We start from the raw sequence: 20,639 nt of genomic DNA on the forward strand, positions 1-20,639 counted from the left end.
GGCGGCGCTTGTGCGTGGACGGTCACGGACAGCGAAGAATTGGCCTCTCGGAGCGGTGTCGAGGCCATCGTTGTCAGACTTTGTCATGGCATGATCTGAGCGCTCACCTGCGGGTTCATCGGTGATTAGCACCGGCAACCCCTCGCCGGATTGGCTGGTTACGGATAACGTTGTCTCCCGACCTGACCACCCGCGACGGAGCTCATACAACGTGACAGTGCAGATCACCCGCGTCTCCTCCCCCGAACTGTTCGTCGGCAGCGACGACGACCCGCGCCAACTGGTGCGGGTCGAGCTCACGCGCTCGTCCGCCGACGGCACGCTCTCCGTACAGGTCGCGGGCGACGGCGTCTCCGGTACGACGGAGGTCCCGGCGGGCGACGGCGCGCTCCTGCTGGAGGTGGCCGGCGCACTGCGTACGCAGTACGGGCAAGCTGTCGAGGCGACGGTCACCGTGTCCGGCGGCTCCGGGGAGCTCGCGAGCGACAGCGGCACCGTGGTGATCGCCGAGCCGGGCTGGACGATGGTGATGGTGTCGCACTTCCACTACGACCCCGTCTGGTGGAACACGCAGGCGGCGTACACGACCAGCTGGGACCTGCAGGGCCCGGACGGCACCACCCGGCCGGTGTACACGCACAACGCCTTCAGCCTGGTCGACGCGCACCTGAAGCTCGCGCTGCGCGACCCGGCGTACTGCTTCGTGCTGGCGGAGCTGGACTACCTCAAGCCGTACTTCGACACCTTCCCGGAGAACCGCGCCGTACTGCGCCGGCTGATCGCCGAGGGCCGGGTGGAGATCATCGGCGGCACCTACAACGAGCCGAACACGAACCTGACCGGCGCGGAGACCACCATCCGCAACATCGTGTACGGCGTGGGCTACCAGCGGGACATCCTCGGCGGTGACCCGCAGAACGCCTGGCAGCTGGACGTGTTCGGACACGACCCGCAGTTCCCGGGGTATCTGGCCAAGGCCGGGCTGACCGGGTCTGCCTGGGCTCGCGGGCCGTTCCACCAGTGGGGGCCGCTGCGGCAGGCCTGGAGCGACCCGAAGTCGGGTACTGCCGCGGTGATGCAGTTCCACAGCGAGTTCGAGTGGATCAGCCCGAGTGGTGACGGCGTGCTGACTCACTACATGCCGGACCACTACGGGCCGGGCTGGGAGCTGCAGAACGCGCCCAGCGTCGAGGCAGCCGGCGAAACGGCGTACCAGCTGTTCGCGACGCTCAAGACGGTGGCGGCGACCAAGAACACCCTGCTGCCGGTCGGTGGCGACTACACCCCGCCGAACAACTGGATCACGGCCGTGCACCACGATTGGGCCGCTCGCTACGCGTGGCCGAAGTTCGTGTGCGGGACAACCAAGCACTTCATGGACCGGGTTCGGGCCGAGCTGGACGCCGAGGGCCGCAAGCCGTCGCCGCAGTCGCGGGACATGAACCCGATCTACACCGGCAAGGACGTCTCCTACATCGACACCAAGCAGGCCCAGCGCGCTGCCGAGGTCGCGGCGGTCGATGCGGAGAAGCTCGGCACGTACGCCGATCTGCTCGGGCTCGGGCGGTTCGCGGAGGCGTCGCTGGACAAGGTCTGGCGGCAGCTCGCGTACGGCGCGCACCACGACGCGATCACCGGCTCCGAGTCGGACCAGGTGTACATCGACCTCGTCACGGGCTGGCGCGAGGCGCATGATCTCTCCGACGAGGCTCGGACGGCTTCGCTGGAGGCTTTCGCGGCGCGGATCGATACGAGTGCGTTCGGTGGGCTGGCGGTCGTCGTCACCAACACGCTCTCGTTCCGCCGCACTGACTTGGTGACGGTGGAGCTGCCGGATGCCAGTCCGGTGAGTGTGGTCGACGAGAGCGGCGTGGCCGTACCGGCGGTTGCTGAAGGCAACAAGCTGACGTTCCTGGCCGTGGAGGTTCCCTCGCTCGGTTGGCGCACGTACGGTCTTGTCCCTGGCGGCGGGTCGGGATCGTGGGGGCCGGCGGATTCCGCGGAGTCGGTGGAGAACGAGTTCTTCCAGGTCATCGTCGATCCCACCCGCGGTGGTGCGGTCAGCTCGATCGTCGACAAGCGGACCGGCCGTCAGGTCTTGACGGGACTCGGCAACGAACTGCGGGTCTACGAGGAGTATCCGGACCATCCACGCTTCGGTGAGGGCCCTTGGCATCTGACTCCGTCCGGACCGGTGGTCGGGTCGTCGGAGGCGCCCGCGAAGGTCTTCACGCAGTCGGGTCCGCTCGGCAGCCGGGTGGTCAGCCGCGGCGAGGTCGACGGGATCGCGTACGAGTCGGTCATCACCGCCTACACCGGCCTCGACCGGATCGAGTTCACTACTCGGATCCTGGATCACTCGCAGTCGGATCGGCTGGTGCGGGTGAAGTTCCCCGCCGACGTTCCCGGCGCTCTCCCGCTCAGCGAGGTCGCGGGCGCTGTCGTCGGCCGCGGCTTCGGCTTGATCGACGTGGACAGCGAGCAGGCGCCGTGGACGTTGGACAACCCCGCGAACACGTGGTTCGGGCTTGGCGCGACCGCTCGGGTCTCGTTGGTCGACTCCACCGGCAACTCCGTCGGCACTCGCCCGCTCGCGGTCGCCGAGATCGTCGTACCGGACGACAGCGAGCCTTCGTCGGTCCGCGACCTGGTCGTAGCACTGGCCCGCGTAGGCGTCACAGCCACCACCTCCACCACCAGCGGCACCCGCTACGGCTGGCTGAAGGTCGACTCCAACCTCCCCGACCTCCGCATCCTCATCGGCTCCGCTTCCTCGTTGCTAAGCACCACAGAAGGTGCCTCCGTCTCCGCAGCCGGAGGCACCTCCGTCGTCGCCGCGCGGGACGGTTCGCCCTCCGCCCCCGCTGCGGCTGAGGGTGCCCCTGCCTCCGCCTCCCGCTCCGCCGCCGCAGGCGATTTGCTGGCGGGCGCGCCAGGCCGCGCCTACTTCGTGCCGCCGCTTACGGCTCTTGCTGAGGTTTGGCAGCCGAACGCCGACGTGCGGGACGTACGGGCGATTCCGGCACTGGTGTTGCCGGACGACGACGCTGTGGCAACGGCGATCAGTGAACTCGGCGAAGCCCGCATCACCGCGACCGTGCACGGCGACGGCGTGATCGAGGAGTTCACCGACGCCACCGTCGCGTTGCTCACCTATGGTCTCCCGGGATTCGCCGTCGACGCGACCGGCGCCCTGCATGCCTCCCTGCTGCGATCCTGCACCGGCTGGCCGTCAGGAATCTGGATCGACCCACCCCGCCGTTCCACCCCAGACGGTTCCTCCTTCCAGCTTCAGCACTGGACACACGAGTTCCGCTACGCCCTGACCACCGGCGAAGGCGACTGGCGCGCGCTGCAACTCCCCGCGCGCGGCCAGGAGTTCTCCTCGCCGTTGCTTGCCGCAACCACCACCGCCCACGACGGCCTGTTGCCCGCGAACCACTCGCTGCTGCAGGTCTCACCAGAGCGCGACGTGCTCATCTCCACCCTGAAGCCCGCGGGCAACCCGATCGCACACGGATCCGGCGCCGCCGTCGATCCCCGCGACGGCGTCACCCTGCGGTTGATCGAGGCAACAGGTCTGGGCGCGTCGGCAACCATCACCTCAGCCCTGCCGATCACCGGCGCCTGCCACGCGGATCTGCTCGAATCCCGCGGCGCCCCGCTGGAAGTTGCTGACGGCAAGCTCACGGTTGATCTGCCCGGCTCCGCGGTCGACACCTTCGTCCTCGACATGGACACCACCTCGGCCCGCCAGGAGGAGGTGCTCGGCCAGGCCGGGGAGATCGCGCAGCCGTCGTACTCGCGGTACTGGCTGCACAACCGCGGGCCTGCGCAGATGGGATTCCTGCCGGTCAGCCTGTCGGTCTCCCCCACGGTCGCCCGGACCGCCGGCAAGCCGTTCGAGCTCTCCCTGGTGATCGCCAACCAGTACGCCGATGCGGTGGCGGAGGGGACGCTCACGCTCGACCTCCCCGACGGGTGGACCTCGGACCAGCCGGGTCGCCAGATTCAGCTCGAGCCAGGCGGCTTCGCGCGCTACCTGGTGAACGTGACACCCCCCGAGAACTGCGAGCCCGGCCAGTACTTCGTCGGAGCCCAGGTGCTCACCACGACGGACGCGCTCGCCGGCGGATCCGGAGTACGGGCTGTCGAGGATGTCGTGACGGTGTTCGTCGGGGAGAGTCCCGAGCTCACGGCCGCGCTCGGGTTCGGCTTCGCTCCGACCGAGCCGCCGGAGCATGGTTCCGGTGCGGTCGATGGTGAGCCGGGCCGTCCGACCGGGTTGACCGTGACGCCGTCCACGCTGGATCTGCGGTTGGCGCCTGGTACGCGGGAGACGCTGGGGCTGACCTTCACGAACACCACCTCCTCGGAGATTCGCGGTGAACTGCAGTTGGCGTCGCCGTACGGGACGTGGTCGTGGCTGCCCGAGCCGGTGCGGTCGGTCGTCGTACCGGGCAAGTCGTCGATCACGCTCGACATCCCCGTCCACGCGCCTGCGGACGCCACTCCTGCTCATGCCTGGGTGCTTCCGAAGGTGATGTGGTTCGGCCGCGCGCAGTACGCACCGACCGTCCGCCTGGAGATCCTGTGACAGCCGCCCCGGCGGCTGCCCCCACCACTGCCCACGGACACGGGCACGGACACGGGCATGGCCACAGCCACGCTCCGCATGCCCCCGCCGACGTGCTTGCCTACCTCAACGGCACCCCCATCCCCCGCCACCTCCTGGACACCCGCCTAGCAGCCCTCCGAGCAGGCGACGCCGCCTGCGTCCTCCCCCGCGAAGGCACCCGAGAAGCCCGCCAGATGGCCCGCTGGGTCGCCCAGATCATCATCACCGAGCATCTCTGCCAAGACGAGCTCACCAGGCAGCACCAGCCCACCCCCTCCACAGCAACAGCCGCGCCGCTTGATGTCTCTACTGCTATCGCGGTGGGGTCCATCACCGCGGCGGCCTTGGCCGGGTCTGAGGTGGTGCGGCGGGTGGCCGAGTTGGTGAGTCGGGAGGTGCGGATCCCGGCTGAGCAGTTGGCTTACGCGGCTGACGTGCTCGGGGTGGATCCGCCGGCCGACCCCGCCGTACCAGCGGAGCGTTGGCACGCCGAGTTGCTCGACAGTGCGCGACTCGAGGCTTTCGCGCGCTGGCTGAACGCCGCCCAGCACGAACGAGTCCAGTTGGTCCACGGGCTCGAACATCCGGGCGACAGCAATCAACCTGACAATCTGCACCGGCACTGACGGGGGGACCATGAGCGACGAGGCAGCGACCGTTCTCGGCATCGACATCGGCGGCACGAAGATGGCCGCCGCGATCGTGTCCGCCGACGGCGAGATCCTCGCCAAGGACCGGATCCTGACGCCGGCCGGTGACGCCGACCAGGTGTTCGCCGCGCTGGGCGAACTGATCGCGCGGGTCCAGGGCGACGTGGCCGGCGGGGACCACCCGGCCGCGGTCGGGATCGGTTCGGCCGGGCCGCTGGACCAGGAGCACGGCCTGGTCTCGCCGGTGAACATCATCGGCTGGCGGAATTTCCCACTCGTGGATCGGGTCCGCGCGCTGGTCGGCGACGTACCGGTCACGCTTGGTGTGGACGGGCACTGTTTCGCGCTCGGCGAGTACTGGACCGGTGCCGGCCGCACCGTCGACACCCTCCTCGGCATCGTCGTCTCCACCGGCGTCGGCGCCGGTCTCGTTGTCGACGGCAAGCCAATGCTCGGCCAGTCGGGCAACGCGGCGCACCTCGGTCACGTCGTCGTCGACCTGGACGGCGAACCGTGCGCCTGCGGCTCGTACGGCTGCGTCGAGACCTATGCGAGCGGCCCCAGGATGGTTGCCCGGGCCAAGCGTCGCGGCTGGCGCCCCGACGAGGACGTCGACGCGGCAGTTCTGGCCGCGGACGCCGCTGCCGGGGACGAGATCGCCCTGGCCATCTTCGACGACGGCGCCCAGGCCCTCGCGGCCGGGATCGTTGCCACCGCGGTCACCGTGGACCTGACCACCGTCGTGATCGGCGGCGGCGTGGCCAAGGCCGGCCCGGTGCTGTTCGACCCGGTGCAGCGCTGGGTGAAACGGCTCGCGCAACTCCCCTTCGTCACGGACCTCACCGTCGAACCGGCCCAACTCGACAACGCCGGCCTGATCGGCGCCGCCCGGCTCGGCTGGGATGCCCTCCGGACGGACAACTCCTTCACCGCCGTCGGGACCCGTTCGGGGTAGCCCGACCCGGCAGTTGGCGCCATCGCGACCGCTCGTGACGGTCCGGGACCCCTCACACACAAACGTGGCGTGCGGAAAGGGGTCTCCTGCGCAATTTTGCGCAATTTTTACCCGATTGCCGAAAAGGCTGTAACGGCGACCCCTCCTCTCCCGATGCAACGGATGGATGGGGTGGGGGCACCGTCATCCAAGGGCAATCAGGGGGGCCTGCATGCCAGGGATTGACCGCTTGCGGGTGCGGCGAGGAGGAGACTCCCCGCCGCCCTCGCGGGCTTTCGCAGTACCGAGGTACGCACGTCCACCAGCGTTGTCCGGGGCAACGCTCGACCGTAGGGACAGGTCCTGATGGACGTCGCTGTACTGACCGTCTTCGCGCTTTTCTTCGCAGCACTGCTGATCGCCACGCTCGCCGGCCACGAGCGGCTCCGCGCCACGGTGCGCAAGCCACGGTTGTTCCAGTTCCTCGTGGTCCTTGCCGCCGCGGCCACCATCCCGGTCGACCTGTACGCCGTCGTGTACGGCACGATCGGCCCGGGGGGCGCCGCCATCGACGACGTCGCCGGTCGCCTGCTGCTCCTGAACGTCGCCGCCTCGTGCGGCGTCGCGGCCCTGCACGAGTCCCTGCGGGGACGCGCCATCTCCGCCGCCTCGATACCGGACGACCAGTCCGGCTACGAGCAGCCGGTACGGATGGGCGTGCTGGGCTGGACCGGCCCGTTGATCGCGCTCGTCGCGGTCACCGCCGTCGTCGTACTCGGATCCCGGGGGAACGGACCTGAGCTCGGCAACGTCGGACCCGTCTGGGCCGTGTATTCACTGCTCATCTGCGGGATCAGCGCCTGGGCGCTGGCTCGCAAGCGAGCAGGAAGTGCGATCGATCCTCAGGAGGGATGAGGATCGATCGCGGGTTCTGCACCGCGGACGGTGAGCCGGTGGCTGCGGGAGGGCTGCCGCCGGGCACACCAACCCCCGTCCACGGTGCAGAACCGACGTCCTGGGACGCAGGGGGTCAGGCGAGCTCGTGCAAACCCGAGCCGTTGAGGACATAGCCGGACCCGAGCTTGTCCGCCGCCAGCAACTCGGCCATGGCCGAGCCCGCGATCTCCGGAGTGAGCAGCGGTCCCTAAGTCCTCCAGTGGCAGACCCGCGCGTGCGGCGTACGCGCGGACCGCGGGCCGGCCGACTCCCGTCTGCGGCGCGAACGGCGGGAAAACCGTGGTGAAGCCAAGGTCCAGGCCGGCTCAAGTCGCCTCGTCCTGGGCGTAGCCGGTGATGAATCGCTGGGTCGCCTTCGACCCCGCGTACCCGCCGCTCAACGGTGACCCGTCCGCGTTCAGAGCGGCGCCGCTGCCGAACGCGGCACCGGTACGGGACACGGCGATCACCCGCGATCCTGCTGCTGCCAGCCCTGCGGCGACTCCGTGCCCGAGGCCCCGGCTTGCTCCGACGACGATCGTGGTCACGACGTTCTCCTAGTTCGTGGGTTGAGGGGTCAGGTAGCTCGTGGCCCAGGCGACCGGGATGGCGAGCGTGGCGATGATCAGGGCGGTCACCACCACCGACGAGGTGGTGAAGCGATCGAGCGCGACCCCGCCGGCCAGCGATCCGAAAGCGATACCGACGTTGATCGCGGACGCCGGCAGTGACGAAGCCAGTTGGCCGCCCGGACCGGCCAGGCTCACCACCCGGTACTGGATCGACGGCGCCATCCCCATCCCGAACAGCCCCAGGGCCAGCAGCGCCGGTGCCACCAGCGCGGGGATCGAGCCGACCAGGTAGAGCACCAGCAGCGAGACGGCGACTCCGGCCGACCCGATGATCAACGTGCGCGCCGCGTTCGCGTCGGCGTACCGGCCGCCGCCGAACGAACCCACCGCCGTCGCGACGCCGTAGGCCAGCAGGAACACGCTGATCAACGCACCGGAGATACCTGTCACCCGCTCCAGGAACGGCACGATGTAGGTCAGCGCCGAGAAGAGCGCGGCGAACAGCAGGAAGTTCAGCCCCAGTACTGCGAGCACGCGCGGCGCGAACGCGTACTTCGCCTGGTTGCCCGCGCCGCCTCCCGTGCTCGGCACCGAGGGCACCAGGGCGGCCGTGGCGATCAGCACCAGTACGGCGAGCCCGATGATCGCGACGAACGAGCCGCGCCAGCCGACAGCCTGGCCCAGCAGCGTTCCCAGCGGTACGCCGACCGCCGCCGAGACCGCGATTCCCGAGATCACCACAGCCAGCGCCCGCCCCATCCGCTCCGGCGGCACGACGGAGGTCCCGGCCACGAACGCGGTCGCGATGAACAGGCCCTGGATCGCGCCGGTCAGGGTCCGGGCCGCGAGGAAGAGCCCGTAGCTCGATGACAGCACGACGACCACGTTGCCGAGGATGAACAGGACCAGCGCGCCGATCAGGATGGTGCGTTTGTCCAGCTTGATCGTGAGCGCCGCGAGGATCGGGCCGCCGATGGCCAGGCCGAGCGCGTAGGCCGTGACGAGCCGGCCGGCGGCCGAGATCGACACCTGCAGGTCGTCCGCGACCAGGTTCAGCACGCCGACGACGAGCATTTCGGCGCTGCCGAGAACGAACATTCCGGCGAACAGGGTGGCCAGAACGAGATTCGCCCGGCTGCGGACGGCTGCTTCGGGGCCTGGCTCCTCGGTACTTGTGGCTTCCGTGCTCATTCAGACCGGTCCCGTCCACTCGCTATCATGATGCAAGTACCGTAGAAGGAGTCGCTTGCATCATGCAAGTGATATTCGGAATGGATGATGCCGCATGCTCGGACGTACCTATGAGCGCGAGAACTGTTCGGCCGCCCGGGCCCTGGAGGTGGTCGGCGAACGCTGGAGCCTGCTGATCCTCCGGAACGCGATGTTCAGCGGGTCGACCCGGTTCACCGAGTTCCAGCGCCAACTCGGGGTGGCGCCGAACATCTTGTCCAACCGGCTGGACCGCTTCGTCGAAGCCGGAGTGATGGAGATGCGGCCGCTACCGGGCGACAACGACGGGCACGAGTACGTGCTGACTCGGCGCGGGATGGACTTCCAGCCGGTGATCATCGCGCTCACCGCGTGGGGCGACCAGTACGCCGCGCCGCAGGGCCCGCCGATCCTCTACGAACACGACGGGTGCGGTGGCATGGTCCACCAGCATCTGAGCTGCGAGAAGTGTGACGCGCTTCCCCAGCCTGGCCAGGTCAACGTTCTTCAGGGACCTGGGATGGCCTAGTCCTTCAGCCACTCCGGCTCTGGCAAGCGACTGCGATCGAGCTTGCCGCTGTCGTCCAGCGGCAGGTCCTCTACGGGGATCAGGTCCGCCGGCACCAGATAGATCGGCAGTTCCTTGGTGAGGTCGAGGAGCAGTTGCGCCAGTACTGCGGGATCGCTGTCCTCCAGGACGACGTACCCGATCAGGCACGTGTCGCCGGCCGGATCCGCACAGGCGATCACCACGGCGTCGATCACGCCGGGCAGGTCCGCCAGCACGTGCTCGGTCTCGCCTGGCTCCACCCGATGCCCGCGGATCTTCACCTGGTCGTCGGCGCGGCCCAGGTAGTCCAGCGAGCCGTCCGACCGCCACCGGCCGAGATCCCGGCTCCGGTACAGCCGCCCGCCCGGGTGCGCCGGGTCGCTGACGAACGCGGTCTCGGTCTCGTCCGGCCGACCGAGGTAGCCGTGGGCAACGGCTACGCCGCCCAGGTGGATCTCGCCGATCGCACCGACCGGGACGGGCCGCAGCGCCTCGTCGAGCAGCCGCACCACCACCCCGTCGATGGGGCGGCCGATGGACGGCCGGTCCTCGTCCGGGTCGACGTGGTGGATCGTCGTCACCACCGACGCCTCGGTCGGGCCGTACTCGTTGTAGAGCGTGCATTCCGGATGCGCGGCGAGGAAGTCGCGGATCTTGTGGGTCAGCACCATCGCCTCGCCACCGGCGACGATCTCGCGCAGGGCCGGGAGTTCCGGCAACTTCCGCATCGTCGCGAGCAGCGCGGTCAGCGGTGAGAACGCCATGAACAGCCGCTCGACCCCGTGAACCTTCAGCGCCGCGACGACCGCGTCCGGGTCGTACCGGTCGTCCTCGCCGATCAGCACCAGCGCGGCGCCGGACGCCAGCACGGTGAACATCTCCTGCACGTGGACGTCGAAGCCGAACGAGGTCCATTGCAACGTGCGCAGCGATCGCCGGGTCCGCAGATAGTGCCGGACCAGGTTGACCGGACCACGATGCGGTACTGCGACGCCCTTCGGGTTCCCGTTCGACCCGGACGTGTAGATGCAGTAGGCGATGTCGTCAGCCGCAGCCCGTACCGGCGGAGCCTGCTTGGCCCGCGGATCCCCATCGGCCGCCGCAACCGGCACCAGCCGCAGGCCCAGCCGATCCGCCAGCGCCGCGTCATCCCCGACCAGCGCGACCGCGCCGGCGTCGGCGGTCATGAACGCCCAGCGCGACTCCGGCACTCCGGGGTCCAGAGGCAGGTACGCCGCACCCGACTTGAGCACAGCCAGTACTGCGACTACCAGCTCAGCCCCACGAGCAACCCGTACTGCGACCAGTTGGCCCGGCTTCACTCCCAGGTCCACCAGTTGCCACGCAACCGCGTTCGACCGGCGGTCCAGCTCGGTGTAGGTCAGTTCGCGATCACCTTGGATCAGGGCGACCGCGTCGGGAGTACGGGCCACCTGCTGCTCGAACAAGGTGTGCAGACCGCTGAGTTCACCCGCCACCACGGCGTCCCGGCGTACGCGGCCGACTGGTGTTGTCTGCGGTGCCTCGCCTTCGAACTCGGCGAGGATCCGTTGGTCGGACTCGATCGGCAGCATCAACTCCGGAAGGGACTGGTCCGGCTCGGCGATCGCGCGGCGCAGTACGGCTTCCAGGTAGTCGAGGAGCCGCTTGATGGTCGACTCGTTGAACAGGCCGGCGCGGTAGTCCGCAGTACAGGTGATGCCGTCGCCGTGGTACGCGAGCCGGAACCGGACGTCCAGTTCCGCGGCCAGGTCGCCGTCACCGTCCTCGAACTCGACCAGGACCTGGAAGAGCGGGTCCTGTTCCAGTACGGCGAGGTCGACGCTCGCGTGGTCGAACGCGACGGTGGTGATCTCGCGAATCCGCTGAGCCAGGTCGCCGAGGTCGGGCTCACCGGAGAGGTCCAGGCGCAGCGGCAGGGCCGGCTGGGTCGAGGTGTCGCCAGGCCGGCGGAGCGCTGCGGTGCCGAGGGTGATGTCGTCCTGCGCGGCGAAGCGGCCGAGGACCGTGCCGATGGCGGCGAGCATCGTCATGAGCGGGCTGACGCGACGGTCGCGACTGAAGGCGAACACCGCGTCGCCGAGCTCCGAGTTGAGCTCGTGCACGGTCGTCGCGATCGCGTCGTCGGACGCGGGGCGCGGGCGGTCGGTCGGCAACACGAGCGGCTGGGCGCCCTGCAGGGTGGTCTGCCAGTACTCGAGATCCCTGGCCCGCTTGGCCTTCTCGGCCCCGGCCTTCTCGACCTTCGCCTGCGCGATCTTGGCTTTCTCGGCCTCGGCCTTCTCGACCTTCGCCTGCGCGATCTTGGCCTTCTCGGCCTCAGCTTTCTCGACCTTTGCCTGCGGGACCTTGGCTTTCTCGGCCCCGGCCTTCTCGACCTTCGCCTGGGCGAACTTGGCTTTCTCGGCCACGGCCTTCTCGACCTTCGCCGGCGCGCCTGCGCCCGTTAGCGGCCCCGGGCCCTTCGGGCCTTCAGGTCGGTTGTTCTGACCGCTGTGCTCACGCTTCTGATCAATCTGATCAGTTTTCTGACCGGCGTTCAGCAGCGCCAACTGCTCGTGCATCAGCTTGGTGACGCCATCAACCAACTGCCCAGCAACCCGCAACTGCTGCGACATCAACGCAGCCATCCCAGACCCCGGCAACTCAGCCTCACTGGTCGCGGCGGCCGCGGCGTCCACCTTCGCCGCCAACTCAGCCAGCCCAGACCCCAACACCGCCAACGCAGTCCGAGAATCCGGTACTCCGGCCGGCGCCTTCTCAACCGGCGAGCCAGTGCGCACGAGCTCAAGCGGATCGACGGTCCCAGGAAGGTTGCGCGAAGCAATAGCCGACGCAAGCTTGTGCGGCGTGTTCAACTCCCCGAACAGCTCACTGACCGCCAACTCGACATCGAACTTCTGCCCGACCTCCTCCACCACCCGCAACATCGACAACGAGTCAGCCCCGAGCTCGGCAAACGTGTGATCCACCGTCACGTCATAAGGATCCAGCCCAAGCTGCTCCCCCGTCAGATCCAGCACAACCCCCAACGACTCCCGATACCGCTCCCCCGCCGCAGCCGCAGGCAAAACCTCAGCCAGATCGTCAACCTCAGCAAACCCGTCGTCTTCAGACGCGCCTCCAGCCTCGGCTCCCGCCTCCGCCTCCGCGTCAGCCTCGGCCTCCGCCTCCGCCTCAGCCTCAGGATCTGCCTCCGCCGCAACCTCGGCGTCCACATCCGCGGCACCCTCGGCCTCGACCGCAGTCCCGCCGACCTCCGCCGCAGCGTCAGCTCGCGCCTCCGGCGCATCCTCAGCTCCGGCAAGCGCACTAATCGCCGCCTCAGCTGCGGCGGCAGCCGGCAGCATCCGCACGTACGCGTTCTCCAGCAGCTCAGCGGCAGCAGCCGCGTCATCTTCCGCGACCCGCGCAGCCGGCACCATCTTCACGTACGCCGACTCGAGCAGCTCAGCGACACCAACACCCGCCGGCAGCATCTGCACATAGCTCGACGCCAGCAACTCCGCCGCGTCCACGGCGGGCTCGACCTCAACCACGGCGGGCGCAGTACGCCGATCCCCATCCTCCTCAGGAATCGCGAACGGCGACTTCTCCACCGAATCCAACTCTTCCGGCGCAGCAACCACCGCCGACGAGCGAGGCGGATCCAGCGGGATCCGCTTCAGCGCCGCCCCGCTCCGCTCGATCGACCGCTCCTCCACCACCGGCGGCCGCACCGACGCGATCGGCCGCGCGGAAGCATCCACCGGATGATGCACCCGCCGGAACGGATACGTCGGCAGCGGCACCCGCCCACTCTCCGGATACACCTTCGCCCACGCGATCTCGGTCCCCTGCTCGAAAAGCTCCGCAAGCCCGTTCATCGTCGCCAGCACCGGATCCTGCCCGAGCCGCTGCGCCGGGATCCACGTACTGTTCGGCGCGATCCGCCGCCCCGCCGGACTGAGTACTGCGTCCGGCCCGAGCTCCAGGAATCGCCTGCACCCAGCAGCGGTCAACGCCTCCACCGCATCGCCGAAGAGCACCGGCTGGCGGAGCTGCCCGACCAGGTAGTCGCTGTCGAGCGCAGTACCGCTCTCCAGCAGTTCACCGGACCAGCTCGACACCATCGGCATCCGCAGCGGCTTGAGCTTGATCTGCGCGACCACCTCGGCGAAGTCCGCCAGGATCGGATCGACCAGCGAGCTGTGGAACGCCCGGTCGACATCGAGCCGTTGCCACTTGAGCTCGAGCCGATCGAGCTGCTCGGCCAGTTGCCCGACGATCACCTCGGTCCCGGTCAGTACGAACGACTGCGGACCGTTGCCTGCGGCAATCTCCACGCCGGGCGTCTGCGCCAGCTCCCGAACCCGATCCGCGTCGGCCCGCACTGCGACCATCGCGCCCGGCACAGTCCCGCGCTGCATCAGTACTCCGCGCTGCGCGGTCAACCGAACGCCGTCCGCCAACGAGAGTGCACCAGCCACGCACAGAGCGGCGTACTCCCCGACGCTGTGCCCGACCACCAACGCCGGCTGCACCCCGAACGACTGCCACAACCGCGCCAACGCAACCTCGAACGCAAACAACGCGGGCTGCGCGGTTTCGGTCGGCCAAACACCTTCCGCCGACCCGGCCGGCGTGAGCAGGAGCTCGAGCAGGCTGCCGCCGAACTCCTCCTCGTAGACCTTGTCGCACTCGTCGAGAACCGCCCGGAACACGGGGAACCGCGCAGCCAGCCCGGCCGCCATCCCGCGACGAGCCGCGCCCTGCCCGGTGAACGCGAACCCGAGCGGCCCAGGTCCACCGCGAGGCACCTCCGCGATGCCGGCGGTGGTGAGCGCTTCGGCCAGTTCGGCCTCGGACGAGCCAGCGACGGCCAAGCGGTGACGATGAGCCGGGCGGCCGATCGCCGCAGTACCGGCGAGGTCGATCAGGCGGTGCCCGGTGCCGTGCTCGAGGTCGGCACGGAACAGGTCTGCCAGCTCGGGAAGCGCCTCGGGGTCGGGCGCGGAGAGCGGCAGTACGACGGGTCCGTCGTCGCCGCGCCGGATCTGCCGGGGCGCCTCTTCGAGGATCACGTGCGCACTGGTGCCCCCGGCATCGAGCGCGCTGACGCCGGCGCGCAACGGCGTAGCGGTTTCCCAGTCGCGGACCTCGGTACCGATCACGAACGGGCTGTTCGCCAGTTGGAGGTCGGGGTTGGGCTCGGCGTAGTTGATCGTCGGGACGAGCGTGCGGTGCTGCAGCATCAGCACGGTCTTGATCAGCCCGGCCATGCCCGCGGCGCTGTCGAGGTGCCCGATGTTGGGCTTGACCGAGCCGATCGTGCAGAAGCCGACCTTGTCGGTGTGCTTGCGCAACGCGGTCGCGAGGGCGCGGAACTCGACCGAGTCGTCGGCCGCCGTCCCGGTCGCGTTGGCCTCGACGTAGGTCAGCGACTCGGCCGGAACGCCCGCCTTCTCCAAGGCGCGTTCGATCAGGTCGATCTGCCCGGTCGCGGCGCCGTCGTTGGTGACCGCGGACCCCTTGATCACGGCGTACACGGTGTCGCCGTCAGCGACCGCCTGGTCAAGCCGCTTCAGCAGAACAGCCGCGACCCCGTTGCCGCCAACCGTCCCGTCAGCCTCCGCGTCGAACGCCCGCAAATGCCCGCTCGGCGACAAAATCGACCCCGGCGTGGCGTGATAACCCGTTGCCTGAGGCACATGTACGGCGGCCGCGCCGGCCAGCGCCAGATCCGCGTCCCCACTCCGCAACGCCTGACAAGCAAGGTGAACCGCCACCAACGAAGACGACCACGCGGCTTGTACTCCGATAGCCGGCCCGGTCAATCCGAGCCGATAAGCCACCCGGGTCGCCAACGAATCAGACGGCTGGTTCTGCTGCGTATACAGATTCATCCCAGACCCAGCGAACACCCCGATCCGCCCAGCCGCACCGGCGTATCCCCCGTGCTCCAACGCCTGCTGACAAACCTCCAAGAACATCCGCTGCGCCGGATCGGTGAGCTCCGCTTCCCGCGCACTCAGCCCGAAGAACCCCGCATCAAACGCTTCCACGTCCTCCAGGGCCCCACTGACCGCAACCAGCTCATCGTCCCCGAAGGCTTCCCCACCCCCGGCCTGCTGAACTTCCGCCGCCGTGAACCGCCGAATACTCTCAACGCCCCCGACAAGGTTGTCCCAGAACTGCTCCAACGTCGCGGCCCCAGGGAACCGAGCAGCCAACCCCACAATCGCCACCGGCTCACCCACAAGCCCCTTGGCAGCACCCTTACCCTTCTTCCGCCCCCGCCCGACACCAACCTTCTGCGCGCCGGCCGCACGGTGCGCAACCCCCGCACCCACAACCTCCACCGCCGAGGACTCCACCGCCTCCGCAGCGTCCAGCTCAGCCTCAGCTACCCGAGCGACCGGCGCAGCCGCAGCTACCCGTTCAACCTCAGCCCCACCAGGCGATCCGGCCTCGCCAACAGGCTCAACTCCAGCCGCCGGGGCCGCCTTCACCCCAGCGTCCACAGCCCCGGCCGCTTCAACCTCAGCACCGTTCTCGCCACCGGGCTCAGCCTCGTGACCGCTTACGCTGTCGGCCTCAGCTTCGGCCGAAGGCTCCTCCGACAGAACCTCCGTGCCAGTCTCAACCTCACCGCGTGGGTCGCCCTCAGCCTTCGCCTCTACCTCGGCACCCTGTTCAGCCTCAGCCGCCGCCTTGTCCTCGGCAGCGGATTCGACGTCCGCGTCTAGCGCGGCTGCGTTACCAGAAAGCTCATCCTCAGCAGCCGTCTCAGGACCCGCTTCAGCTTCGGCGGGCTCTGCCGCAACCTCAGCAGCCCCCTCCCCCGCAACCGCCTCGACATCAACAGACGATCCGCCCTCTGCCTCAAGCTCGCCAGCCGCTCCAGCTACCTCGCCAGCCGCCTCGCCCTCGTCAGCACTTTCAGACGCTCCACCTGCAGCCGCCGCTTCAACCTCCGCGACAACCTCGTCCTCAGCTGGCTCCTCGTCCGCACTCTCGGCCTGACCGACGGGCTCAGCCTCCACAGGCTGCTCAGCCAGCTCACCGGCCTTTGCGACGAACTCGGTCGCCTCGTCCGTCTGACCAGCACCTGCAGACGGCACAACAGCGGCCTCTGCCGCGGCGTCATACTCCTCGCCTTCGGCAGCAGCCTCCTTGCCTTGGGCAACCGTCTCCTTGCCTTCAGCGACCGTCACAGGCTCAGCTGTTACGTGGTTGTCCGCGGCATCCGCGGCGGTCGGCTCGGCGTGCGCAGACGCCTCGGCGGTCTGGCCAGCATCTTTCGCGCTTGGCGCAGCTTCTACCTCCGCCACCGCGGCCTGCTCGCCCTCGGCGGCCGGCTCGACGTGCCTAGACGGCTCAGCAGTCTGGTCGTCATCTTCCGCGCCTGGCGCAGCCTCGTCCGCCACAGCAGCCGACTGCTCGCCCTCCGCAGCCGTCGCATCCTCGGCTACGACCTGGTCCTCTGCCGCCTCCGACGCCTCCGCGACTGAGGATTCGAACTCGCTGGCGGCATCGCGCTCTTGGTTGGGCACCTCAGCGGCCTGGGCGGCGTCTTGCACATCCGGCGCAATCGCTGCATCCGCCGCTGCGGCCGACTGCTCGTGCTCAACAGCCGTCGGATCCTCGTCGACGGCGTCGAATTGTGCAGCCTCGGCAACAGGCTCAGCATGCGCGGGCGCCTCGGCTGGCTGCTCTGCGGCAGCTTGCTCGCCCTCTGCTGCCGACGCATCATCGGCGGCTGCGTCAGCTTCCGCAACCCCGTCCTTGGCGGCTGCCTCGGCTTCTGCAACCGCGTCCTTGGCGGCTACGTCGGCTTCCGCAACCGATGCATCTCCTGCGACAACCGCAGGCTCTGCAACCGTCGGCTCCTCGGCTACGACGTCCTCTGCAGTTGTGGCTTCGTCGGTAGCTGCCTCGGCCACCGCGGCAGCCTCCGCCGCAGTGCCGGTGTGTTCGGATGCCTCGGGCAACTCCTCAACATCGTCGGCGGGCGGTTCGACGTCTGCATCCGGCTCGGCGGCAGATTGCTCGGCCTCGACAACCGACGAGCTCTCGGGGGCGATGGCCTCGGCAGCTGTTGCGTTCTCGTCGGCGTCTGTCGCGGACTCGGCAACAGCTTCCGCGTGCTCGGGCGTTTCGGTCCGCTCGCCGACTTCGTCGGTCGGCGGCTCGACGTCTGCATCTGCCTTGGCAACGGGCTGGTTGCCGTCAGCAACCGTCGCATCCTCGACTGAGTCGGGCTCTCCAGCCTCTTCGGCCGGCTCGGCGGCCAGGTCGGCCTCACCGGCCGCCTGCTCAACGGCGGATGGCTCGCGCTCAGCAGCCAACGCCTCCTCGGGTGCCACCTGAGCGTCTTCCGCCTTCTCGGCTTCAGCGGGAGTATCCGCAGCACTCACGGTTGCTTGCTGAGCGTCCGCACGGCTCTCGGTTGCTTGCTGAGCACTCTCGGTTGCTTGCTGAGCGTCCGCCACTGGCTCGGCTGCTAGCTGGGCGTCTACAGCGTCCTCGGTGGCGGGGTCGGCTTGCGGCGGCTCCGTTGGCTGCTCGGCTTCTGCTGACGGGGCACTCTCGGTTAGCGGCTCGATGTCCGCGGTCTCGTCGGCAGCAGGTCCGACAGGCTCGGGCGCATCGGCCGAGTCCTCGGCGTCGGCCAGGTCCGCGGCCTCTACCGCCGACGGCGCGGCATCAGTCGGCAGCGGATCGCCGGTGACATCTGCCTCCGCATCGGTGGTGGGTAGCTCGGCCTCGTCGGTGGAAGGCTGCTCGGCCTCGTCGGTGGAAGGCTGCTCGTCATCGCTGATGACCGGAGATGACTCTGCAACCAGGGCAGCCCGGTCGGACGGCTCTGCGGCGAGGGTGTCGTCGGAGGCTTCATCGGGCTGTTGAGCATCCTCGGCGAGCGGGCGTGCGTCCGGCTTATCGAGGGCTGAGGAGGCTGCTTGGGTGAGGTCTTCGGTGCTGGGGGCAAGCAGCGGGGCGGTGGGCGTGGGCGCGTCCGCGACGGGGACTGGTGAGAAGGGTGTGCTGTTGGAGAGGGCGTCCTCGTCGGCCGCGAGAGGCTCGTCGGTGAGGCGGTTGGCGCCGTAGGTGGGGCGTTCTGGTGGAACCGGGATTGAGTCGGTGAGGGTGCGGCGCCAGGCTAGGCGGACTACTGGGAGTTCCGTGGTGCGCTCGCTGGCGTCTTCGTCGAACTCGGACGACGCGGCGTACGGCGAGCCCGGGCGGACTGGTTCGCCGTACGGCGAAGGGGACGCCGGCGGGGTCGCATACGGGCCGGGCGCGGTTTCTAGCGTGCCGTCTAGCCAGCGTTGTTTTAGGAGCGGGCGGAGGATTTTGCCGCCGGGGGTGGTCGGGAAGTGGCGGCGTGGGACTCCTACCACCCGGGCATCTAACCCGAGCCGTCCGCGAATGACAGCGCGGATCGCTTCGTCTACGCCCTCGGCGGAGTCCGATGACAGGGCGTAGAAGATCAGCAGGCGCTCGGTGCCGGCGTCCGGGTCGGCGACTCCGCAAGCGGCTACCAGACCGGCGGCAGCACCAGCGGCAGTCGCGGCGACCGCCTCAAGCTCCGGGGCGTAGTAAGTCTGGCCGTTCAGGATGATTCGCTCGCTGTCGCGGCCGGTGATGACCACCTGGCCGCCGGAGATGAAGCCCTGGTCGCCGGTTGCCAGCCACTTCCGCGCCGGCCAGTTCCCCTCGGGGAAGGCCGCACGATCCGCGTCGGGATTCCCGAGATAGCCCGGTGTCACCCGCGCAGACGCCACCTGCAACTGGCCGATACGGCCTTCCGGCAGTACTGCGCCGTTGGGTCCCACGATCCGCACGGTGGTCCCCGGAGCAGGCGCGCCCACCGACACCAGACTCAGTACTCCGGGCGCATCGGCGCGCGGCTTGCCCGGGCGGGCGACTGCGACCTTGCCGGTGGTGGTGCGCTGGTCGACCCACTCCACCACGCCGGTCGGGGCGATCCGGACGCGGTGCACGTTCGGGGTCAGGCCGGGCCGGGCGAAGGTGATGCCGGTGACGGTCTCGGTCATTCCCCAGGCCGCGACGAACGTCTCCGGTACGACGCCGAACCGGTTCGTCAGCCGCAGGAACTCGCTCACCACGGGCACGGTGATCTGCTCGCCACCGCTGACCAGGCTCCGCAGCGCCGAGAGGTCCCAGTGCCGGTCCGGGTCGTTCGCGATCGCCGCGGCGGCGAGGCGGTAGCCGAAGTTCGGGGACCAGGAGTGGTTCACCCGGTGCTGGTCCATCAGGTCGAGCCAGCGCAGCGGGTCGGCGAGCACCCAGTCGGTGGCGACGTGGATGTTCGTGCAGCCGGTGAACACCGGGAGCAGGTGGTACAGCAGGAAGGCGCCGCTGTGGTCCAGCGGGAGCCAGTTCAGCGTCGTCTGACCGGGCCGCACCGGCAGCATCGCCGGAGTACCGGCGGCGAACTCGACCAGTCCGCGGTGCGTCAACTGGATGATCTTCGGGGTACCGGTGCTGGTACCGGACGTCATCATCAGTACTGCGACGTCGTCCGCGGCGGGCCGGTGGAACTCCGAGGTCGGCTCGTGGCCGGCGAGGGCGTCGGGGTCGAGGACCGGGAGGCCGAGGTCGTTCGGGAGGTCCGAGGGGCGGCCGATCAGGACGGTCCAGCCGAGCAGGTCGGTGACCTTGCGGAGCCGCTCGCGGCCCTCCTCGGTGGTGTCGCCTTCGGGTGAGGGCGCGATCAGCAGGGGGCGGATGCCACCGAGCGTGCAGGCCCAGAACGCGGCGAAGAATCCGACGGGCTCGGTGCAGTGCACGACGGCCGGGTCGCCGGCCCGTACTCCGTTGGCGCGCAGGCCGGCCAGGATCCGGGCGGCGAGTTCGAGCAGGGTCGGGAAGTCGAGGCGGGTCTCGCGTCCGTCCGGGCCGATCTCGACCACGCCGGCGGTGCCGAAGTCACGGGCCGCCCGCAGCAGAGCGCTCGGCAGGTCCCGCGGATACCCGGCCGGGATCATCAAAGCCGGGCCGGTGCTGATCGCCGGCCGGTCCACCCCGTTCCTCATCGCATCCGCTCCACGAGCAACTGGCGAATCGCAGTACGTTCCGCACCAGTCGGTCCGCCGGCTGCATGCGAAGTGCGAGCGCGCAGGGCGGGGGCCGTGGAGGGCGGGAAGGGGGTGGTGGAGGCAGC

Annotated in this window: 8 protein-coding genes; 5 read left to right on the forward strand and 3 right to left on the reverse strand. The window is 69.3% G+C overall.

From position 1 onward, the window contains the following. Nucleotides 1–211: 211 nt before the first annotated feature. The 4 genes from ABD255_RS20980 to ABD255_RS20995 all read left to right on the forward strand — a co-directional run bounded on the left by ABD255_RS20980 (nucleotide 212) and on the right by ABD255_RS20995 (nucleotide 7,117). Nucleotides 212–4,597 carry a glycoside hydrolase family 38 N-terminal domain-containing protein gene (locus ABD255_RS20980; protein WP_344216461.1) on the forward strand — a complete coding sequence of 1,462 codons (4,386 nt, stop codon included), beginning with the start codon at nucleotides 212–214 and terminating at the stop codon, nucleotides 4,595–4,597. After that, nucleotides 4,594–5,244: a DUF7158 domain-containing protein gene (locus tag ABD255_RS20985; RefSeq protein WP_344216462.1), complete on the forward strand. Its 651-nt coding sequence runs from the start codon at nucleotides 4,594–4,596 to the stop codon at nucleotides 5,242–5,244. Before ABD255_RS20980 ends, ABD255_RS20985 begins: the two co-directional genes overlap by 4 nt. Before the next feature lie 10 nt (nucleotides 5,245–5,254). Next, nucleotides 5,255–6,223 carry an ROK family protein gene (locus tag ABD255_RS20990; RefSeq protein ID WP_344216464.1) on the forward strand — a complete coding sequence of 323 codons (969 nt, stop codon included), beginning with the start codon at nucleotides 5,255–5,257 and terminating at the stop codon, nucleotides 6,221–6,223. A gap of 345 nt (nucleotides 6,224–6,568) precedes the next feature. After that, nucleotides 6,569–7,117 carry a hypothetical protein gene (locus tag ABD255_RS20995; RefSeq protein WP_344216466.1) on the forward strand — a complete coding sequence of 183 codons (549 nt, stop codon included), beginning with the start codon at nucleotides 6,569–6,571 and terminating at the stop codon, nucleotides 7,115–7,117. A 347-nt stretch (nucleotides 7,118–7,464) separates the two neighbouring features. Here the strand turns inward: ABD255_RS20995 and ABD255_RS21000 are convergent, their stop codons facing one another. Together ABD255_RS21000 and ABD255_RS21005 are read right to left on the reverse strand one after the other, a co-directional pair. Continuing rightward, the gene (locus ABD255_RS21000) at nucleotides 7,465–7,686 is read right to left on the reverse strand and encodes a hypothetical protein (protein WP_344216468.1); all 222 of its coding nucleotides are present in this window, start codon (nucleotides 7,684–7,686) and stop codon (nucleotides 7,465–7,467) included. A 9-nt stretch (nucleotides 7,687–7,695) separates the two neighbouring features. Continuing rightward, a complete protein-coding gene (locus ABD255_RS21005; protein WP_344216470.1) occupies nucleotides 7,696–8,901 on the reverse strand; it encodes an MFS transporter in 1,206 nt (401 codons plus the stop codon). A 94-nt stretch (nucleotides 8,902–8,995) separates the two neighbouring features. Here ABD255_RS21005 and ABD255_RS21010 point away from each other — a divergent pair, with 94 nt between their 5' ends. Then, a complete protein-coding gene (locus tag ABD255_RS21010) occupies nucleotides 8,996–9,448 on the forward strand; it encodes a winged helix-turn-helix transcriptional regulator (RefSeq protein ID WP_344216472.1) in 453 nt (150 codons plus the stop codon). On the opposite strand, the gene ABD255_RS21015 is transcribed toward ABD255_RS21010, so the two are convergent. Next, nucleotides 9,445–20,511, reverse strand: coding sequence for a non-ribosomal peptide synthetase/type I polyketide synthase (locus ABD255_RS21015; protein WP_344216474.1), 11,067 nt, complete (start codon nucleotides 20,509–20,511; stop codon nucleotides 9,445–9,447). The two genes, ABD255_RS21010 and ABD255_RS21015, sit on opposite strands and share 4 nt — an antisense overlap. Nucleotides 20,512–20,639 lie beyond the last annotated feature (128 nt).

It is taken from the genome of Kribbella sancticallisti (genome assembly GCF_039530625.1).
Taxonomy (GTDB): Bacteria; Actinomycetota; Actinomycetes; order Propionibacteriales; family Kribbellaceae; genus Kribbella; species Kribbella sancticallisti.